Below are 17,762 nucleotides of genomic sequence, written 5' to 3'. Positions count from 1 at the left end.
ACACGATGAGCGATGCCTTTCCAGCGATCTTCGCCGATCTCAAGGCCGTGATGCTCGGCGCCGCGCCCGGCATGATCATCACGCAGGATACGGCGGACCAATTCACGCTCAAGACGGGTTGGCCGGAGGCGCGGACCGGCGAACCCGCGTGGTTCGGCTGGATTGCGATCAAGTCCGCCTACGTCGCCTATCACCTTATGCCTCTCTATACGCTTCCCGCACTGGTCGAGGCCATCCCGCCGGCTCTCGTGAAGCGCCGTCAGGGCAAAACCTGCTTCAACGTCAAGAAGCCCGACCCGGATGTCTATGCTGCGCTCACCGAACTCACCGCCCTTGCGGCGCGGATGGAACCCGAATTGCGCGCGGCCATCGGAACGACGCCATGATCAAGCTCACCTTCTGCCTTCACCGCCTGCCGCACCTCAGCCGCGCGGAGTTCCAGGACTACTGGTTCAACAATCACGCGCCGCTTGTCGCCAGCGTCCGCGATGCGCTGAAAATCCGGCGTTACGTTCAGCTCCACTCGCTGCCCGATGCGGAAGATGCGCCCTTCGCCCGCGTGCGCGGTGCGCCGGGGCCTTATGACGGCGTCGCGCAGCTCTGGTGGGAAAGTCTGGAAGACCTCGCGACCGATACCCCCGAAGCACGCGCAGCGGGCGCGCTCCTTTTGGAAGATGAACGCAAGTTCATCGATCTGCCGCGCTCTCCGCTCTGGCTGGGCGAGGAGAAGGTGATCTTCGGCTAGGCCGCAAGCGCCGGCTCATGCCGGTGCAGCGCATCCCCGCCGATTCCGCGCATGCCCTGTGCGGCCAGCGAGGCGACCACGCGTTCGGGATCGAGCGCCTGCACCGTCACGCCATCCGCCAGTGCCATCGCGGCGGCCGTTCCTGCTGCTTGCCCCATCGCCATGCACTGCGGCATCCCGCGCACCGAAGCAAAGGCGGCGGGATCGGCGCAGACCAGCCGTCCCGCGAACAGCAGGTTGCTCACCCGCTCCGGCACCATCGCGCGGAATGGGATCGTATAGTATTCGCCCCTGGCCACGATGGCATCGTGGGTCATCGCCTCATCGCCGCGCATCACGTCGTCGATGGGATTGTCGCAGGCGACGATGCCGTCCGCGGGTTTCGCACCGGCCCTGAGATCGCTCGCCAGTATGCGGTGCACGGCTTCGAGCTTGCGCGTCTCGCGCACGCCAACAGTCGGCCCAAGCCCACTCATCCGCGCCTGCTCGAAGCCCGGCACATGCGCGATCAGGAACCGCGCCAGCGCATGGCACCGCCGCCGCCCTTCCTGCGTCGCGCGGGCCACGGCCTGCGGGTCGGTCCCGTCTACCCCGCGAATATGCACCGAATTGCAGAACACCGTATCAGGGTGAAACCCCTTCATCAGATAGAGCTTGGCAAGGTCCGGATGGATCAGCCCCTGCGCGACGCCGAACGCGGCTTCCTCCTCGAAATAGGGATCGCCCTTGGCAAACACGCGGTCCCAGTCCGCGCCCACCATCGCGAACGAAAGCGTCACCCCCATCATGTTGCCGCGCCCGTCGCCCACCACATAGGGAACGCCCGCTCGCGCCGAGGTGTCGCCGTCGCCCGAACAGTCGATCACCATCCCAGCCTCGATCATCATCGGCCCGGTGCGGTCGGTGCACTCCACTCGGGCGATCCTGCCGCCTTCCACCGCTGGCGCGCCAGCAAAGGTGTTCAGATGCACCTCGACGCCCGCATCCTCCAGCATCTGGAACATCGCGAAAACAGCGGCTTCGTGGTCGTAGATCACTTCGTATCCGAAGTTCTCCAGCGTCGAGGCGCGCACTTCGGCCATCGGCGGTTCCATCGCGAGCAACTGGTTGGTCAGTTCGCCGAACACCCCGCCGATGCTCCGCCCGGTGGGATAGCCGCCGCCCCACGGCATGCCCGGGCAGAACGCCATCACGCCGCCGATCTTGCTTGTCCCCTCGATCAGGCGGACCTTGGCACCAGCCCGCGCCGCGCCGAGCGCCGCACCGAAGCCAGCGGTTCCCCCGCCGATCACCACCACGTCAGCCGGTAGATGCCGCATCACTTGCGCTCGAACACCACTTTGCCGCCAAACAGCGTCATCATGCAGCGCATGCCTTTGAGGTCTGCAGTCGGCACCGAATAGGGATTGCGGTCCCAGATCGCCACGTCCGCCAGCTTGCCCACTTCGAGCGAGCCGGTCTCCTTTTCCAGAAACAGCTGCCGCGCCGCCCAGATCGTGTGGCTTTTCATCGCGGTGTGGATGTCCACCGCTTCCGCCGTGCCGAACGGTGCCTTGCCGAAGCGGTCCCCATCGGGCTCGCGCGCCACCGATGACCACAGGCCATAGCGCGGCGCATAGGGCGTCACCGGATAGTCCGACCCGTCGCTGTAGACGATCCCGCGCTTCACATAGGTCGCGAACGGCATCATCTTCACGCTGCGCTGCGGACCCCAGCCTGCCGCCAGCGCGTCGCCGAGGAACCACAGGAACTCCGCCTGCGCTTCGGGATAGCCGGAATCGTAGGTCTTCTGAAGCCTCGCCATCACCTCCAGCGCATGCTCGGTCGGCAGGTTGGCGTGGATCAGGCTGTGCCGCAGGCCCTGCTTCGGCCACGTCTTCAGGGCCGAAGCATAGGCATCGACCACCGTGTCGATCGCCCGGTCGCCGATGGCATGCGTCCCGATCGGAATGGCTTCCTTGGTGAACAGGTCGACCATCCGGCGATAGACGCCGGCATCCATCATCGGAAAGCCGGTGCCCGGATTGACATGCGATTCATCCGCTTCGAATGGCTGATACATCCACGCCGTGCGCCCGGCGCCAGATCCATCGATATAGATCTTCACCCCACAGACGTCGAGGTTGCGCCCCTTCAGCCTGGCGACTTCGCGCTTGCGCTGGCGGTAGTCGTCCACCGCCGCGCGCGCGGTCATCATGTCTGACCGCGCCGATACCAGCGTACAGGCATGGATAGGCAGCGGTGCGATGCGAGCCGCGGCGGCATAAGTGTCCCAGTAGATCCGGTCGATGCCGGGGTCCTTGAAGCCGGTCAAGCCCTGCGAGAGCGCGCCTTCGATCAGGTGGTTGAGGCCTTTCGCGCGGGTCGCGGCATCGACCGACGGCACCAGCTTTTCGAGCACATCCTGCGCGCTGTCATAGAGCACGCCGTTCAGCGCGCCCGATGCATCCTTGTCAAAGCGCCCGCCCGCCGGATCGGGCGTCTGCGCGGTGATCCCTGCCAGCTTCAGCACCGCGCTGTTCACCAGCGTATAGTGCCCTGTCGTGTTCCCCAGCGCGACAGGATGCCCGCCCGATACCGCATCAAGCTCAGCCAGCGACGGCGGTCGATGTTCGGCAATCCGGCTCTCGTTCCAGCCCGAACCCGTCAGCCAGACCCCTGCCGACAACTCCGCCGCGCGCGCCTTTACCCGCTCAAGGAAATCGGCAACGCTGGCGACTTCGCCCAGCTGCAGGTTCGCCACTTCATCGATTCCGCCGCCCAGCGCATGGGCATGGGCATCGATCATCCCCGGCGTCGCCGTGCGCCCCGCCAGATCGATCACCTTGGTGCGCTTGCCGATGAATGCCTTGATCGCCTTGTCGGTGCCCAGCGCGACGATCCGCCCGCCGCGGATGGCCATGGCCTCGACCACCCGGTCCTTGGCATCGACGGTCAGGATCGTGCCGTGATGCAGCACGGTGTCCGCCGGTGCGGGCGCCTTGGCAGCTGCCGATGTCGCTGCCAGAACCAGCGCCAGCGCGCACGAAATCGCCCCGTTTCGCATATTTACACCCCCCAACGTTCAGCGCGCCTTACGGCATCATCCGCTGCAGTTCCTTCTCGCCGTCAAGGAACTGGTGCTTCAGCGCGCCGATCACATGCAGCGCGAACAGCGCCCACAGCGCCCAGCCCAGCAGTTCATGCGCTTCGCCGAAGCTGTCGTGCACCGTCTTCTTGGTCACTTCGTCGAGACCCATCACCATGCCGATGCGCGGCCATTCGAACAGGCCGAACCACTGCATCGGGTGGGTCGCGGCGTCCTTCCATGCCGAATCCATGATCCACCCAGTCAGCGGCAACGCGAAAATGAAGGCATAGAGCGCCCAGTGCGCGGCATGGCTGGCCTTCACTTCCCACGGCTTGTAGCTCGCGGGGAGGGCAGGGGGGCGGTGCGTCAGGCGCCACAACAGCCGCATCACGGCAAGGCCCAGCACGGTCACGCCGATCGACTTGTGCGCATCGATCAGCGGCCGCACGTTCTCATCGCCTGCCACTTCCCAGATATTGGGCAGCATCAGGTTCACGAGGATACCCAAGGCGATGATCCAGTGCAGGGCAATCGCAACGCCAGTGTATTTCCTGACCATGTCTGCTCCAAAGTCCATTCCGGTGCATTTTCCCGATTGTTCACCCACCTGCCCTACAAACGCAATAGCCGGTTCAGGTTCGGATGACTAAGGCGCCTGTCCATGCCTTCACTCAACGCCGTGCTCGTGGCCGAGTCCCCGCGCTTTGCGCCGCGCCCCATTCCGCTCGTCAGCAAGCTGATCGGGATCGCGGCGCCGCTGCTGTTCATCCTGCTTACCGCGCAGGCATTCTACCGGCAGGGCCTCGGCATGTGGTCGGTCGGTGTGGTCTATATCCTCTACGATACCGCGCTGCTGCTGTTCACCGCGTGGCAGATCCGGGGGCTGGTGGCCGATACGACCCGGCCGTTCCCGCACACGGCCGATGCGCCGACGCTCGGCGTCATCGTCGCCGCGCACAACGAAGCCGGCGTCATCCACCTCACCATCAACCGCCTCCTCGCGCAGGCCCAGCCGCCCGAGGCCATCCTCATCGCGGACGATGGATCGAGCGACGGCACACCTGCTGTTATGCTCGACACCTACGGCCTCACCGCGCCTTGCATCGGCGGCATGGCCGAGACGGTGGTCGGCGCAACCCGCCTGCAATGGCTCCGCCTGCCCCACGGCGGCAAGGCCCGCGCGCTCAATCAGGCCCTTCAGCACGCGCGCACCGATGTCGTGCTCACCGTCGATGCCGATACGCTCCTCGAGCCCGGTGCGATTGCCGCGATGCGCACCGCGTTCCTGCGCGATCCAGCGCTCGTTGCCGCGACCGGTGTGCTCCAGCCGATCTGCGGCCCCTCGCTTTCGGGCCGCCTGTTCGAATGGTTCCAGTCCTATGAATACGTGCGCAACTTCCTCTCGCGCCACGCGTGGATGCAGCTGAATGGCCTGCTGCTGATCTCCGGCGCCTTCGCCGCATTCCGGCGCGAGGCGGTGCTGGCGGTCGGCGGGTTCGATCCCGATTGCATGGTGGAGGATTACGAACTCATCCACCGCCTCCATCGCCACAGCAACGACCACGGTCTCGGCTGGCACGTGAGCGTCGTCGGCGGCGCGCTCGCCCGCACCGATGCGCCTGCCAGCATTCGCGGCTTCCTCAAGCAGCGCCAGCGCTGGTTCGGCGGTTTCCTGCAGACGCAGTACTGGAACCGCGACATGGTGGGCAACAGCCGCTACGGCCTCGTCGGCACGCGCATGCTGCCGGTCAAGGCGCTCGATACGCTCCAGCCGATCTACGGCCTCGCCGCCTTCGCGATCCTGATCTTCCTCGTCGCGACGGGCCGTTTCTACCTCGCCTTCCCCATCCTCCTCGTGATGATCGCCAAGATCATCGTGGACCTCACCTTCCACCTCTGGTCGCTCGGTATCTACAAGCGCTGGACGGGGAGGCGCGAAGGCCTGCGTTTCTTCCCCGCACTTGTCGCCGCGCTGCTGGAGCCGTTCAGCTTCCAGCTGCTCCGCCACACCGGCGCCGCGCTTGGCTGGTATGCGTTCCTGACCGGCAGCCAGACCTGGACCCGCGCCACCCGCAGCGCGCTGGAGCATCAGGCCTAGAACGCTGGATTGGTCCGCTTCGGACCTCGCAGGCTTGCGCAAGGCTGCGCCTGCGGGCAAGTCCTAAGCCGATGGGGCACAGGGGCACGCGCGGGGCATGATTGTCGGAATAGATCTGGGGACCACCAACAGCGCCGCCGCTGTGTGGCAGGACGACGCGCCCGTGCTGATCCCCAATGCGCTGGGCGATATGCTCACGCCCTCTGCGGTCTCGGTCGGCAGCGATGGCACGACCTACGTCGGCGCCGCCGCGCTCGACCGGCTGGCGACTCACCCCGAAGCCACCGCAACCAGCTTCAAGCGCTACATGGGCACCGAGCGCAAGCTGCGGCTCGGCAAGAAGGAATGGCGCCCGGAAGACCTCTCCGCACTCGTCCTGCGCGCGCTCTGCGACGATGCCGAAGCCTTCCTCGGCGCGCGGCCGACCGAAGCGGTGATCACCGTCCCTGCCTACTTCAACGACCGCCAGCGCAAGGCGACGCGCCATTCGGGCGAGCTAGCCGGGCTCACCGTGCGCCGCCTGATCAACGAGCCGACCGCCGCCGCGCTCGCCTTCGGCCTGCAGGATCAGGAAGACCGCGAGCCGTTCCTCGTGTTCGATCTCGGCGGCGGCACGTTCGACGTCTCGATCGTCGAGAAGTTCGAAGGCGTGGTCGAAGTGCGCGCTTCGGCGGGGGACAACCGGCTCGGCGGCGACGATTTCAACACTGCGCTCGCCGCCCGCATGAAGCCGCTTGTCGATCCGGATGGCCGCCTCGAAAAGCTCGATGCCCGCCAGCGCGAGGCGATGCTTCACCGCGCCGCCGAAACCGCGCGGCGCCAGCTGTCCAGCGAAGACAAGGCAACCTTCGCGGTGGTGCTGGGGGAAGACCGTCTTGCCGCCGAAGTCACCGCCGACCAGTTCGAGGCCGCCTGCGAGGACCTCCTTCGCCGCCTGCGCGAACCCGTCGTGCGGGCGCTGCGTGATTGCGCTTTCGATGTGGCGGAACTCGGCGACATTGTCCTCGTCGGCGGCGCCACGCGCATGCCGGTCGTGCGCAAGGCGATCACGCGCATGTTCGGCCGCTTTCCCAACAGCTCGGTCCATCCCGACCACGCGGTGGCCCTCGGCGCGGCGATCCAGGCCGGACTGCTCAGCCGCGATGCCGCGCTCGACGAGATCCGTATCGCCGATGTCTGCCCGTTCACACTCGGCGTCGATTCCGCCGAGCGCGATTCCCGCGGCGTCTACCAGCACGGCATTTTCTCGCCGATTATCGACCGCAACACCCCCGTCCCGGTCAGCCGCGTCAACAACTACCGCACCGTGCAGGACAACCAGAAGGAGCTCCTGTTCAACATCTACCAGGGCGAGGCGCGCGAGGTTTCGGCCAATATACACCTCGGCGCGATCAAGGTTCCGGTGCCTGCAAGACCGGCGGGCGAGGCAGGCGCAGACGTGCGCTTCAGCTACGACAGCAGCGGCCTGCTCGAAGTCGATGTGACCGTCCACGAGACCGGTGTGACCCGTAATCTCGTTATCGCGGGCGAGGCCGAAGTCATGACCGACCGCGAAGTCGCCGCGCGGCGCGAAGCACTGGCCAAGCTCAAGTTCCACCCGCGCGAGGATGCGGAAAATGTCGCGCTGATGGCCCGCGCCGAGCGCGTCTACGAGGATTTCGTCGGCGAGGAGCGCCGCATGATCGGTCAGTGGATCACCGATTTTGTCGGGGCGCTCGATAGCCAGGACCCCCGCCGCATCGCCGACGCCCGCGCCGTGCTCCAGAGCCAGCTGGAGGCGGCCAGCGGACCTTCTCTGCTGTGACCCCCGCGGCGGCGTTCAAGCGGTTGGGTCTTGCCAAGGGGGCCGATGTCGCGGCCATCCGCAAGGCCTATGCCGCGCTGTTCAAGGCGATGGACCCGGACGCCGATCCGGAAGGCTATGCCCGCCTCCGCCAGGCCCGCGATGTGGCGTTGCGCGCCGCCAAGCTCGCCGCCGCACCCCCGCCTCCACTGGTGGAGGAGCCTGAAGCACCTGCTGCTGAACCTTCCGCCGCGCCATGGCTCTATGCGGCTCCTGCCGTCACGCTGGCTGAGGCGGGCGAAATGCCGCTGCTGATCGCCGGGCAGATCGAACATCCCGAGGTCGTCCCTCCCGCCCCGCAGGCGATCCATGCCCCGGCCACCCCCGATGCGGCGCTGAGGGCACTTGGAGGCCCGCCGGTCCTCGCAACTGCTGAACCGGTGCGCGCCGACGTAAGCTATCTCGCGCGGCCCGACGTTGACCTCGCGCGCCTGCTCCATGATGACGAGGCCGATCTCGCACCGCTCGACGATGCCGGCGAAACCTTCGCTCAGCGCTGTCTCGCCGCGCTGCTGGCCGAAGCAGCGACCGCCAACCTCACCCGGCGCGCGCAAATCGAGGATTGGGTTGCCGATCTCCTCGCCGAAACCTGGCCGCGCAGCGCTCCTCTGCTGCGCCCCGCCGCCGAGGCATTCGGCTGGGAGAACGAGCGCGGCCAGATCAACGAGCGCCCCTCCATCGCCTGGCTCAACGCCCGCCTGCGCGGCCTGCGCTTTCAGGACAAGGTGGCCGAGCCCGATCACCCCCTGCACAAGGCCTGGGCCGAACTGACCCGCCCGGGCGGCGCGACCCTGATCGACAAGTTCCGGGTCAAACGCGCGGACATCAACCAGCTCCTCGAAGGCGTGCGCAAGCATTTCCCCGAGCTGGAGCACCACTTCCCGCGCGAACGCGTCGTATCGTGGGGTGATGGCGCAGCAAAAAGCGGGTCGGGCTTCGGAGTGTTCCGCCTGTTCGGCACCGGTTTCACGTTCAACGCCGGCTACGCGATCTCGATTTTTGTTGGCCTGCAAATCCTTATGGCGGTGCTGCGCATGGCGGCGCCCGATCCCACGGGCGGCCACGATCCACTGTTCGGCCCGCCCACCATCACCGCCACTGCCGATCCGGCCTACGCTCCCCTGCGCGACAAGGCGGTCGAGGAAGTCTTTGGCAAGGGCAAGACCATCGGGTGGCTGCGCGAGAAGCAGGCGAGCCTTGCGACGAATTTCGAGAGCCACATCGAGTCCGCCCGGAGCGCGGGTGGGCGTGATGAGGCCGGGATCATCTCCGATCCGCTCGAGTACGTACGGCGGCGGGTTTACTACGATGGCCGCGCTGCCGACGTGCAGACCCTGCGCGAGATGACCAAAGTCCGCCTTGCGCTCTATGAGGTCGCGCGCAAGGAAGACCCCGACGTCTGCAGTCATTTCCTCGAAACAGCGGACCTAACCAACATCCCGGTTCCAGAGGAAGTTCGCGCGCAGGAACGGGCGCTGGCGGCGCGTATGGTAGATCAGGGCGTGCTGACCGATAGCGGCGAGACTGTTCCGAAGCAGGCGACCATACCGGGCGCCCTGATCGGCCAAGTGATCAAGGTGACCGATCTGCCGGAAGCGCGCGTCCGAGCGGTGCTAAAGGGCGAAGGGCAGCCTGCTGAACGCTGCGCGGTGATCGGCAGCCTGCTCCGCGCGGCGCTCAAGTGGCCCGGCAAGGAAGCGGTGGATATCCTCCGCGTGATGTAGGCGCACGACCCCTTGCCAGCCTCGCCCCAAGCCAGCACGATGCGGCAGTTCCAAGGGGGAGGGCAGGGGCATGGCATCACTGGCGATCACGCGGCGCGGTTTCATCGGTTCCGGCGGCGCGCTGGGCCTTGCGAGCATCTCGCCCCGCGCCATGGCCGCAGTCCTCGATCCCGCCCCCACGCGCATCTACAAGGGCGCGCGCATCCACACGCTCGATCCGGCGATCCCCTCGGCTGATGCCATTGCCATTTCGGGAAGCCGCATCGTCGGCGTCGGCAGCTGGGCCGAGCTCAAGACACTCGCCTCCGCCCGCACCGAAGTGATCGACCTCGGCGGGCAGACCGTGGTCCCCGGCTTCAACGATGCGCATCTCCACGCGGTGGGGGAGAGCCTGCTGGGCGATGTGCTGGTCGGCAATCCGTTCGAAGTCGAATTCCCCACCATCGAAAGCATCATCGCCCGCCTCAAGGAGCGTGCCGCGCAGACCCCGCCGGGCCGCCTCGTGCGCGGTGAATTCTACGACGATACCAAGATCAAGGACGGCCGCCCGCTCGTCATGGCGGACCTCGACCGCGTCTCCACGACCCACCCGGTCATCGTCACCCATCGCGGCGGGCATACCGGCGTCGTAAACGGCTTTGCGCTTGAAAACGCCGGGATCACGCGCGATACGCCCAATCCCTTCGGCGGCACTTATGACCGCGATGCGAACGGCAATCTCACCGGCCGCGTCACCGATGCCGCGCTCAACTTCGTGCGCGATGCGGCGAAGGAGCCCGATCTCTCCCCCGAACAGCTGCGCGCCCGCGCCATTGCCGGGCAGGCCAAGATCAGCCAGGAATTCGTGCGCTACGGCCTCACCAGCGTCTGCCACACCGCCCCGGGCCTCGTCGCCGCCAGCACCGGCCTTGCCGACGATTTCGCCGCGATCCAGCAGATCCGCCGCGAGGGCAAGCTGCTCCACCGTGTGACCTATGAAACCTCGGGCGCGATGCTTGATGCGATGATCGCCAACGGCATCCGCACCGGCTACGGCGACGAGTGGATCCGCTTCGGCGCCACCGCCGAGCAGTTCTCGGACGGCTCGTTCTCCGAACGCACGATGTCGCGCTCCACGCCCTATCCCGGCCGCACGCCGCCCTATTACGGCAACATCATGCAGACGCAGGAGGGCCTCGATGCGCTCGTCGAGAAGCAGATGCGCGCAGGCATCCAGCCCAATTTCCACGCCAACGGCGATGTCGCGATCGCCATGGTGCTCACGGCATACGAACGCGGCATGAAGCTGCTCGGCCCCGCCGACCGCCGCCCCAAGATCACCCACTGCACCAATGTCTCGTCGCAGCTTGTGGCCCGGATCAAGGCGCTCGGCGCGGTCCCAGCGCTGTTCACCAGCTATGCCTACTACAACGCCGACAAGTTCCATTTCTACGGTGCGGAGATGATGGAACACATGATGGCCTACCGCATGCTGATCGATGCGGGCGTGCCGGTCTGCGCGGGGTCCGATTTCCCGCCCGGCCCGTTTGCCCCGCTGATGGGCCTGCAGGGCATGGTCACGCGCAAGGGCTGGAACGGCGAAGTCTGGGGCCCCAGCCAGAAGATCACCGTCATGGAAGGCCTCAAGGTCCTCTCCAGCAACGGCGCGCACGCCAGCTTCGAGGAAGACCTCAAAGGCACGCTCACCCCCGGCAAGCTCGCCGACATGGTGATCCTTGATGGCGATCCGGCAAGCATCGACCCCGAAAAGATCAAGGACATCCGCGTGCAGCAGACGATTGTCGGCGGCGATGTGAAGTACAAGGCCTGAGGAGCCCCGCATGACCTACCGCGTCGAATTCGTCGAACGTACCGGCCTCGAACTCCTCGAAGGCGGGCGCGGCACCGCCCGCTACCGCATGCCGCTGGCGGGCAACGAGAACCACGTCGGCGTGATGTATATGGGCGCCTTCACCGTGCTCGCCGAAGCGACCGCCGCCATCCCCGGCATCTCGATCCTCGATACCGCACGTTTCTACCCAATCATCAAGGATATCGCTGTCTCGTTTCACAAGATGGCTGCGACCGACGTCTTCGCCGAGTTCAGCCTTGACGAACCAGCCCTCGAAGGCCTCCTCGCCGATCTCGAACGCAAAGGCAGCGCGGGCTACCTCGCCGAGTTTCCGATGCTCGATGCGAACGGCGTGGTCGTCGCTACCGGCAAGGTCACCGTGAAGCTGCTCTCGCATGGCTGGCAGAACGGCTGATGGAAAGTCCACGGCTGGAAACTTCGCGGCTTGTGCTGCGCAAGCCCGTGCCGGCCGACAGCGCGGCAATCATCGCAGCCGTGGGCGATTGGGAGGTCGCGAAGAACCTTGCGCTCGTCCCGCATCCTTATGGCGCCGCGGATGCGCAGTTCTTCCTTGATCACGTGGTGCCTGCCGATTGGGTCTGGGCCGTCACGCGGCGCGGCGATGACGAACTTCTCGGTGTTGTCGGTCTGTCACCTGCCGCAGACGGGACTTCGGCGGAACTCGGCTACTGGCTCGGCCGTTCGCATTGGGGGCAGGGGATCGCTACTGAAGGAGCGGCGGCCGTGATCGATTTTGCCTTCGGAACGCAGGGGTTTGCCCGGCTGACTTCTGGCTTTTTCGAGGACAATCCGGCCTCGGGTCGCGTCCTTGCCAAGTTTGGCTTGACTGTTGCAGGTCACTCGCACCGTCCGTGCCTTGCGCGGGACGGTGAGGTGCCGGCCTTCGATCTCGTCCTTCCCCGCTCACCTTGAGCGGGGAAGGGGAGTTTCATTGGCAGCAGGTCACGCCGCGTCCAGCGCCGCGCCTAGATCGGCGAGGATATCGTCGATATGCTCGATGCCGATGGAAAGCCGCACATAGCCCGGTGACACACCTGTCGCGGCCTGCTCGTCCGCCGAAAGCTGCGAGTGGGTGGTCGAAGCGGGATGGATCGCAAGGCTGCGCGCGTCGCCGATATTGGCGACGTGGTAGAACAGCTGCAGCGCATCGATGAAGCGCTTGCCCGCCTCGGCGCCGTCCTTCAGTTCGAAGCCGACGAGCCCGCCCTGTCCGCCGCGCAGATACTTGGCCGCAAGGTCCGCCGCGCGGCCCGTCGCCACCGAAGGATGGATCACCGCAGCGACCTTCGGATGGCTGGAAAGGAACGCCGCCACCTTCACCGCGTTGGCGCAGTGCCGCTCCATGCGCAGCGGCATCGTCTCCAGCCCCTGGATCAGCGAGAACGCGTTGAACGGCGAGATCGCATTGCCCAGATCGCGCAGCAAGATCACACGCGCGCGGATGATGTAGGCAATCGGCCCCAGCGGCTTGATGTCGCGCGCCCACACCGCGCCGTGGTAGCTTGCGTCGGGCGTATTGAGGTGCGGCTGACGCTCGGGAAAGGCGTCCCATTCGAAGTTGCCGCCATCGATGATCAGGCCGCCGATCGAAGTGCCATGCCCGCCGATGTACTTGGTCGCCGAATAGACCACCACCGCCGCGCCATGCTCGAACGGCTTGATCAGCAGCGGTGCCGCGGTGTTGTCCATGATCAGCGGAATGCCATACTCGCGCCCGATCGCGGCCACTTCGGCGATGGGAAACACTTCCAGCTTCGGATTAGGCAGCGATTCCGCGTAGTAGGCGCGCGTCTTGTCATCAGTCGCGCGGCGGAAACCTTCGGGGTCTGCCGGATCGACGAAACGCGTCTCGATGCCCAGATCGCGCAGCGTGTTGGCAAGAAGGTTCCACGTCCCGCCGTAAAGGTTTGTCGAAGCGACGATATTGTCGCCCGCCTTGGCGAGGTTCAGGATCGCCAGCGTCGTCGCCGATTGGCCCGAGGAGACCGCCAGCGCCGCGACGCCGCCCTCGATCGCCGCCATGCGCTGTTCCAGCACATCGGTCGTCGGGTTGCCGAGCCGGGTGTAGATATTGCCCAGTTCCTTGAGGGCAAAGAGGTTCGCGGCATGCTCGGTGGAGTTGAACTGGTACGAGGTCGTCTGGTGGATCGGCACCGCGACGGAACCGGTCGTCGCATCGGCGCGCCAGCCGGCATGGAGGGCAAGGGTCTCGGGCTTGGCTTTCGAAAGGTCGGTCATGGTCGGCATCCTGCTCCGGGAGGTTGTCGTTATAGTCTATTAATTCAGTTGAGTTGGCAAGCGGCGGTAGACCACGCTGTCTGCCGTCTTGCGCAGCGGTTGCCAGCCCGGGAACTGCCGGCCCGGATCGATCCGGATCACCCACAGGAACCGCACCCGCTGCGGGATCGCCGCGACCACTTCAGGCAATGCGGGGGATTCGCCGCAGCCTTCAAGGAAGGTGATCGTCGAAGGATCACGGTCAAACGGGGCGAGGCTTCGGTGGTGGATGCTGATCAACTGGCCGCTCGGCAGCTGCCACTGCCCGTTGTCGAACAAGTGCCGCCGCGCAAGGCCATAGCCCATGATGTGCCGCCGCCGATCGGTGTTCCAGCCCTTGCACTCGTCGATATAGAGCGAGACGAGGTTTACCCCGCGCGGCACCGCGTCGATTGCGGTCAGCGTTTCGGCAAACTGCCGGCCGGCCAGCGCTATGCTTGCGGTATTGGTCGCCAGCCGGGCGGAGCAGAAGAGCAGGGCCCCGATCAGCAGCGCACGCGCGACGCGCGGATCGAACAGCGGCCCTTGCGTCACAGCCAGCACAAACAGGGCCAGGATCACCCAGCCGAGCCGCATGTCGGCAAAGCGCGATCCCATGATCGTATCGGGCATCACCAGATAGAGCCCGAGCAGCGCAAATGCGGTGGCCAGCAGCCCCGCATGCACCACAAACCCGCGCGTGCGCAGGCAGATGTAGAGTGCGAAGGCGATGATCGCGGCGCCGGCGGCGTCCCACACCAGCCAGCGATCGGCCATCGCCATGATCAGCCAGACGATCTTGCGCGGCGCATCGTTGTTGGCGAGCAGGGCCACCGCTTCCTTGCCCGGACGCTGCGCCAGCATGCCGACGATAGGGCCCAGCAGCAGCGGCGCGGTCATCAGCCCGGTGGTCCACCCGGTTCGCACGAGGCCCTTGCGGTCACGCCAGCCTGCCGCCAGCGCCGTCATGCCCGCCGCAAGGCTGAACACCGCCCAGCCGACCAGATGGCACAGCCACAGCAGGAACCCGATCGGCACGAACAGCAGCGTCCGCAGCACTGGCTTGTGCTCCAGCGCGATCCACAGTGCGATGGCATGGAAGGCGAGCGCGATCGACAGCGCGAAGTTCACGAAGCCGTAGAGGTAGGGGAGCGAGAATGCCAGGGGCAGCGCATAGAGCGCCTGGACTCCGATCCGCCCATGCGCCGCGCGCGCGAGCAGCAGCATGCCCGAGACTGTCAGCGGCGGGATCGAACCCACGATCAGGTGCACCGCCGGCTCCAGCCCCATCACCGGCGCCAGAAGTTGCACCAGCAAATCGACGCCAAGATTGGGCAGCAGTCCCCATTCAAAGCTGTACCAGATGCGCAGGACTTCCGAGCGCCCCGCATCGAGCTGCACGGCATAGCGCCCCACGTGTCCGCCCAGATCGGTGAACGGCAGAATGGGCGCAGAGATCGCGGGCAAGGCAGCCAGCGCGCTTAGCAGCACGATCAGCGCGATCTCGCCAAGCGGGTCGCGGACGCGGGCACCGCCGCGCGGATCAACCAATACGGAGAACGGCCATACCCTCATCTCGCCTGCCTTTACGGGGGGTGCCGTGTCGCTGTCAAAGGGCGGCTGCGAACCGAAGGGATCGGGTGATCGCTGGCAGATTGAAGCCCCCCGCGCGACATGCCCTTGAGGACAATTGCGCGGGCGGCTTCCGCCGTGGAGATTAAACGTGTGTAAGGTACACGATCCAAGCCTGCCGCGCCGTGATTGCCCGTTGCCGGTCTGTGATTTTCGTCATATTCGGCAGCTTGGAACTGCCCCAATTCTTGAAGGAGTGGCCATGAGCAATTTGAGAGGATACCTCGGTCTGATCGCCCTGTCCGCCGCCCTGGCGGCTTGCGGTGGCAAGAAGGAAGAAGCTGCGGCGCCTGCCGCCGAAGCTCCCGCTGCGGCCACCTCGGCTGCTGCTGATGCGGCTGCTCCGGCTGCCGCCAAGATCGCGGCCGACGACACCACCACGCTCGACGGCACCAAGTTCGCCGACATGAAGGGCGATGCCAAGCACGGCGAGGCCGTCTTCACCCAGTGCAAGACTTGCCACGTGATCGACGCCGGCGTGAACCGCATCGGCCCGTCGCTCCACGGCATCATCGGCCGCAAGTCGGGCGAAGTCGCCGGCTTCTCCTATTCGACCGCGAACAAGGAAAGCGGCATCACCTGGACGGCTGAGAAGCTCTACCAGTACCTCGAAAAGCCGGCCCGCGTCGTCCCCGGCACCAAGATGGCCTTCGCCGGCCTGCCCAAGGGCCAGGACCGTGCGGACGTGATCGCCTACCTGACCGAAGCCACCAAGTAAGCTTCGCCAGGGCGACGTCGCCGAACAAACGCGCCGCTCCCGCAAGGGGGCGGCGTTTTTTTGTGGCTGCCGACCAGCACGCTGTCGAGCAAGTTCGCCTCGATCTGCGCGCCTGAGCATTATCATTCAGATTTGAATGGTTTTCGTACATGTTTGGCGGCTACCCACCGCAGCTGAATGCTCTCATCTCCTGACCACCAACAGGAGATTGACCATGGCCACCCAGACCAAGACCTTCGACCGCACGTCCACCACCGACGATGTGCTCGCCGGTATCGACCTCACCAGAAAACGCGTGCTTGTGACCGGTGTTTCGGCCGGCCTCGGCGTGGAGACTGCCCGCGCTCTTGCCAGCCATGGCGCGCATGTCATCGGCACGGCGCGCGATCTAGCCAAGGCGGCCAGGGCGCTGGCTGCTGCCGGTGTCGCCAGCAACGCCGTGGAACTCGTCGAAATGGACCTCGCTGAACTCGCAACTGTCCGGCGCGCGGCCGATCAACTCAATGCAGCCAAGCCCGTGCTCGATCTGGTGATTGCCAATGCCGGTGTCATGGCACCGCCATTCGGCCGCACCGCCGATGGGTTCGAGACCCAGTTCGGCACCAACCATGTCGGGCACTTCGTGTTCGTGAACCGGATCGCCGGCCTGATGCGGCCCGGCTCGCGGTTGGTCATGCTCGCCTCATCCGGGCACCGGTTCTCGGACGTCGACCTGACGGACCCCGGGTTCGAAACGACAGTCTACGAGCCGTTCATCGGTTACGGGCGCTCGAAGACCGCCAATATCCTCGTCGCGGTGGAGTTCGACCGCCGCTACCGCGCGCTCGGCCTGCGTGCGACCGCCGTCCATCCGGGCGGTATCCGCACCGAGCTGTCCCGCCACATGGGCGATGAGAAGCTCCAGGGGCTGTTCGACCAGATCAACGTGGACCTCGCCAGGGAAGGCAAGCCGCCGATGGAATGGAAAACCCGGCGGCAGGGCGCTGCCACTTCGCTCTGGGCGGGCCTTGTTGCGGATGCGGATGCCGTCGGCGGGCGCTACTGCGAAGACTGCCAGGTCTCGCCCGTGGTCACCTCTGCCAGCATCGGTTTCGGCAGCCCCGGCGTGCGGCCCTATGCGCTCGATCCGGCAACCGCCAAGGCGCTGTGGGCCAGGACCGAGGAATGGGTCGGCGAGAGCTTCGATCTTCGCTCCGCTGCAACAGCGCAGCGCAACCTGCCGGACGCCTGACCCGGCATTGCAGGCCGCCCGGCAGGCTGACTGCCTGGCGGCTCACCCACCATGGAGGACGACATGTCCCTTACCGACGAGCGCGCACTGCTCAATCTGCTTGGCCACTACACCCGGGCGCATGACCATCGGGATCCCGATGCGATGGCGGCGCTCTTCACGCCTGATGCAACGATCGAGATCATCGATGCGGTCGGTGGAGCGGCGCGCTTGCTCGGCAGGCTGGAAGGGCGCGCGGCGATCGGCGAGGCGGTCCGCCAGATGATGGCACCGCATGAAGCGCGCGCGTGGAGCCAGAACGTGATCAGCGCCCCGATCATTGCCATCGATGGCGATCATGCCACGATCGACGCGCAGTTCATGGTGTTCAGCATTGTCGGGGCCGAGGTTCCGGACAACGGATGGCCTGCAGGTACATTCGGCGCACAAGGCCGCATCATACCGATCGAAGCAGGGCAGTACCGACCAACGATGCGCAGGACCGCCGAGGGCTGGGCTATCTCGGCCATGCGGATCGAGCACCGTTTGCCGATGGCCTTCGGCTAGCGCGCTTTCGCGGGCTACGTGCGGCCCAACAAGAAACCCGGACCCCC

At 66.1% G+C, this 17,762-nt stretch carries 16 protein-coding genes; 11 read left to right on the top strand and 5 right to left on the bottom strand.

Annotated features, from left to right (window positions below; all coding sequences use genetic code 11):
• Positions 1-5 precede the first annotated feature (5 nt).
• Positions 6-386, top strand: coding sequence for a hypothetical protein (locus IP83_RS16590; protein ID WP_054123328.1), 381 nt, complete (start codon positions 6-8; stop codon positions 384-386).
• A complete protein-coding gene (locus tag IP83_RS16585; RefSeq protein ID WP_054123327.1) occupies positions 383-745 on the top strand; it encodes an EthD domain-containing protein in 363 nt (120 codons plus the stop codon). Before IP83_RS16590 ends, IP83_RS16585 begins: the two co-directional genes overlap by 4 nt.
• Here IP83_RS16585 and IP83_RS16580 read toward each other — a convergent pair.
• Genes IP83_RS16580 through IP83_RS16570 form a run of 3 tightly spaced genes read right to left on the bottom strand, consistent with a single transcriptional unit; the run spans position 742 to position 4,392 of the window.
• Entirely contained in the window at positions 742-2,064 is a 1,323-nt protein-coding gene (locus IP83_RS16580) for an FAD-dependent oxidoreductase (protein ID WP_054123326.1), read from the bottom strand. The genes IP83_RS16585 and IP83_RS16580 overlap by 4 nt on opposite strands.
• On the bottom strand, positions 2,064-3,791 hold the full coding sequence (locus IP83_RS16575; RefSeq protein WP_054123325.1) for an amidohydrolase: 1,728 nt from the start codon (positions 3,789-3,791) through the stop codon (positions 2,064-2,066). Before IP83_RS16575 ends, IP83_RS16580 begins: the two co-directional genes overlap by 1 nt.
• 28 nt (positions 3,792-3,819) lie before the next feature.
• On the bottom strand, positions 3,820-4,392 hold the full coding sequence (locus IP83_RS16570) for a cytochrome b (protein WP_231625089.1): 573 nt from the start codon (positions 4,390-4,392) through the stop codon (positions 3,820-3,822).
• 84 nt (positions 4,393-4,476) lie between these two features.
• Between IP83_RS16570 and IP83_RS16565 the strand changes: the two genes are divergently transcribed.
• The 6 genes from IP83_RS16565 (at position 4,477) to IP83_RS16540 (ending at position 12,244) form a co-directional block, all read left to right on the top strand.
• Positions 4,477-5,913, top strand: coding sequence for a glycosyltransferase (locus tag IP83_RS16565; RefSeq protein ID WP_054123323.1), 1,437 nt, complete (start codon positions 4,477-4,479; stop codon positions 5,911-5,913).
• Positions 5,914-6,010: 97 nt separating this feature from the next.
• Complete coding sequence (locus IP83_RS16560) at positions 6,011-7,717, top strand: Hsp70 family protein (RefSeq protein ID WP_054123322.1); 1,707 nt, start codon at positions 6,011-6,013, stop codon at positions 7,715-7,717.
• Positions 7,714-9,480, top strand: coding sequence for a hypothetical protein (locus IP83_RS16555; protein WP_054123321.1), 1,767 nt, complete (start codon positions 7,714-7,716; stop codon positions 9,478-9,480). Before IP83_RS16560 ends, IP83_RS16555 begins: the two co-directional genes overlap by 4 nt.
• Before the next feature lie 70 nt (positions 9,481-9,550).
• Positions 9,551-11,290: an amidohydrolase gene (locus tag IP83_RS16550; RefSeq protein ID WP_054123320.1), complete on the top strand. Its 1,740-nt coding sequence runs from the start codon at positions 9,551-9,553 to the stop codon at positions 11,288-11,290.
• A 10-nt stretch (positions 11,291-11,300) separates the two neighbouring features.
• On the top strand, positions 11,301-11,726 hold the full coding sequence (locus IP83_RS16545) for a PaaI family thioesterase (protein ID WP_054123319.1): 426 nt from the start codon (positions 11,301-11,303) through the stop codon (positions 11,724-11,726).
• Positions 11,726-12,244, top strand: coding sequence for a GNAT family N-acetyltransferase (locus IP83_RS16540; RefSeq protein WP_054123318.1), 519 nt, complete (start codon positions 11,726-11,728; stop codon positions 12,242-12,244). The genes IP83_RS16545 and IP83_RS16540 overlap by 1 nt, the downstream gene beginning before the upstream one ends.
• 30 nt (positions 12,245-12,274) lie before the next feature.
• Here the strand turns inward: IP83_RS16540 and IP83_RS16535 are convergent, their stop codons facing one another.
• Together IP83_RS16535 and IP83_RS16530 are read right to left on the bottom strand one after the other, a co-directional pair.
• Positions 12,275-13,570 (bottom strand): O-acetylhomoserine aminocarboxypropyltransferase/cysteine synthase family protein, encoded by a 1,296-nt coding sequence (locus IP83_RS16535; RefSeq protein WP_054123367.1) that lies wholly within the window; start codon positions 13,568-13,570, stop codon positions 12,275-12,277.
• Between the two features lie 39 nt (positions 13,571-13,609).
• Positions 13,610-15,163 (bottom strand): GtrA family protein, encoded by a 1,554-nt coding sequence (locus IP83_RS16530; protein ID WP_156309793.1) that lies wholly within the window; start codon positions 15,161-15,163, stop codon positions 13,610-13,612.
• A gap of 259 nt (positions 15,164-15,422) precedes the next feature.
• Between IP83_RS16530 and IP83_RS16525 the strand changes: the two genes are divergently transcribed.
• The 3 genes from IP83_RS16525 to IP83_RS16515 all read left to right on the top strand — a co-directional run bounded on the left by IP83_RS16525 (position 15,423) and on the right by IP83_RS16515 (position 17,715).
• Complete coding sequence (locus tag IP83_RS16525) at positions 15,423-15,938, top strand: cytochrome c family protein (RefSeq protein WP_054123316.1); 516 nt, start codon at positions 15,423-15,425, stop codon at positions 15,936-15,938.
• A 214-nt stretch (positions 15,939-16,152) separates the two neighbouring features.
• A complete protein-coding gene (locus IP83_RS16520) occupies positions 16,153-17,169 on the top strand; it encodes an SDR family NAD(P)-dependent oxidoreductase (protein WP_054123315.1) in 1,017 nt (338 codons plus the stop codon).
• A gap of 63 nt (positions 17,170-17,232) precedes the next feature.
• On the top strand, positions 17,233-17,715 hold the full coding sequence (locus IP83_RS16515; RefSeq protein WP_197274411.1) for a nuclear transport factor 2 family protein: 483 nt from the start codon (positions 17,233-17,235) through the stop codon (positions 17,713-17,715).
• The last annotated feature ends 47 nt before the right edge of the window (positions 17,716-17,762 follow it).

Origin of the sequence: Novosphingobium sp. AAP93 (assembly GCF_001296055.1) — a bacterium.
Lineage (GTDB): Bacteria > Pseudomonadota > Alphaproteobacteria > Sphingomonadales > Sphingomonadaceae > Novosphingobium.
This window is presented reverse-complemented; position numbering and strand designations above follow the sequence as displayed.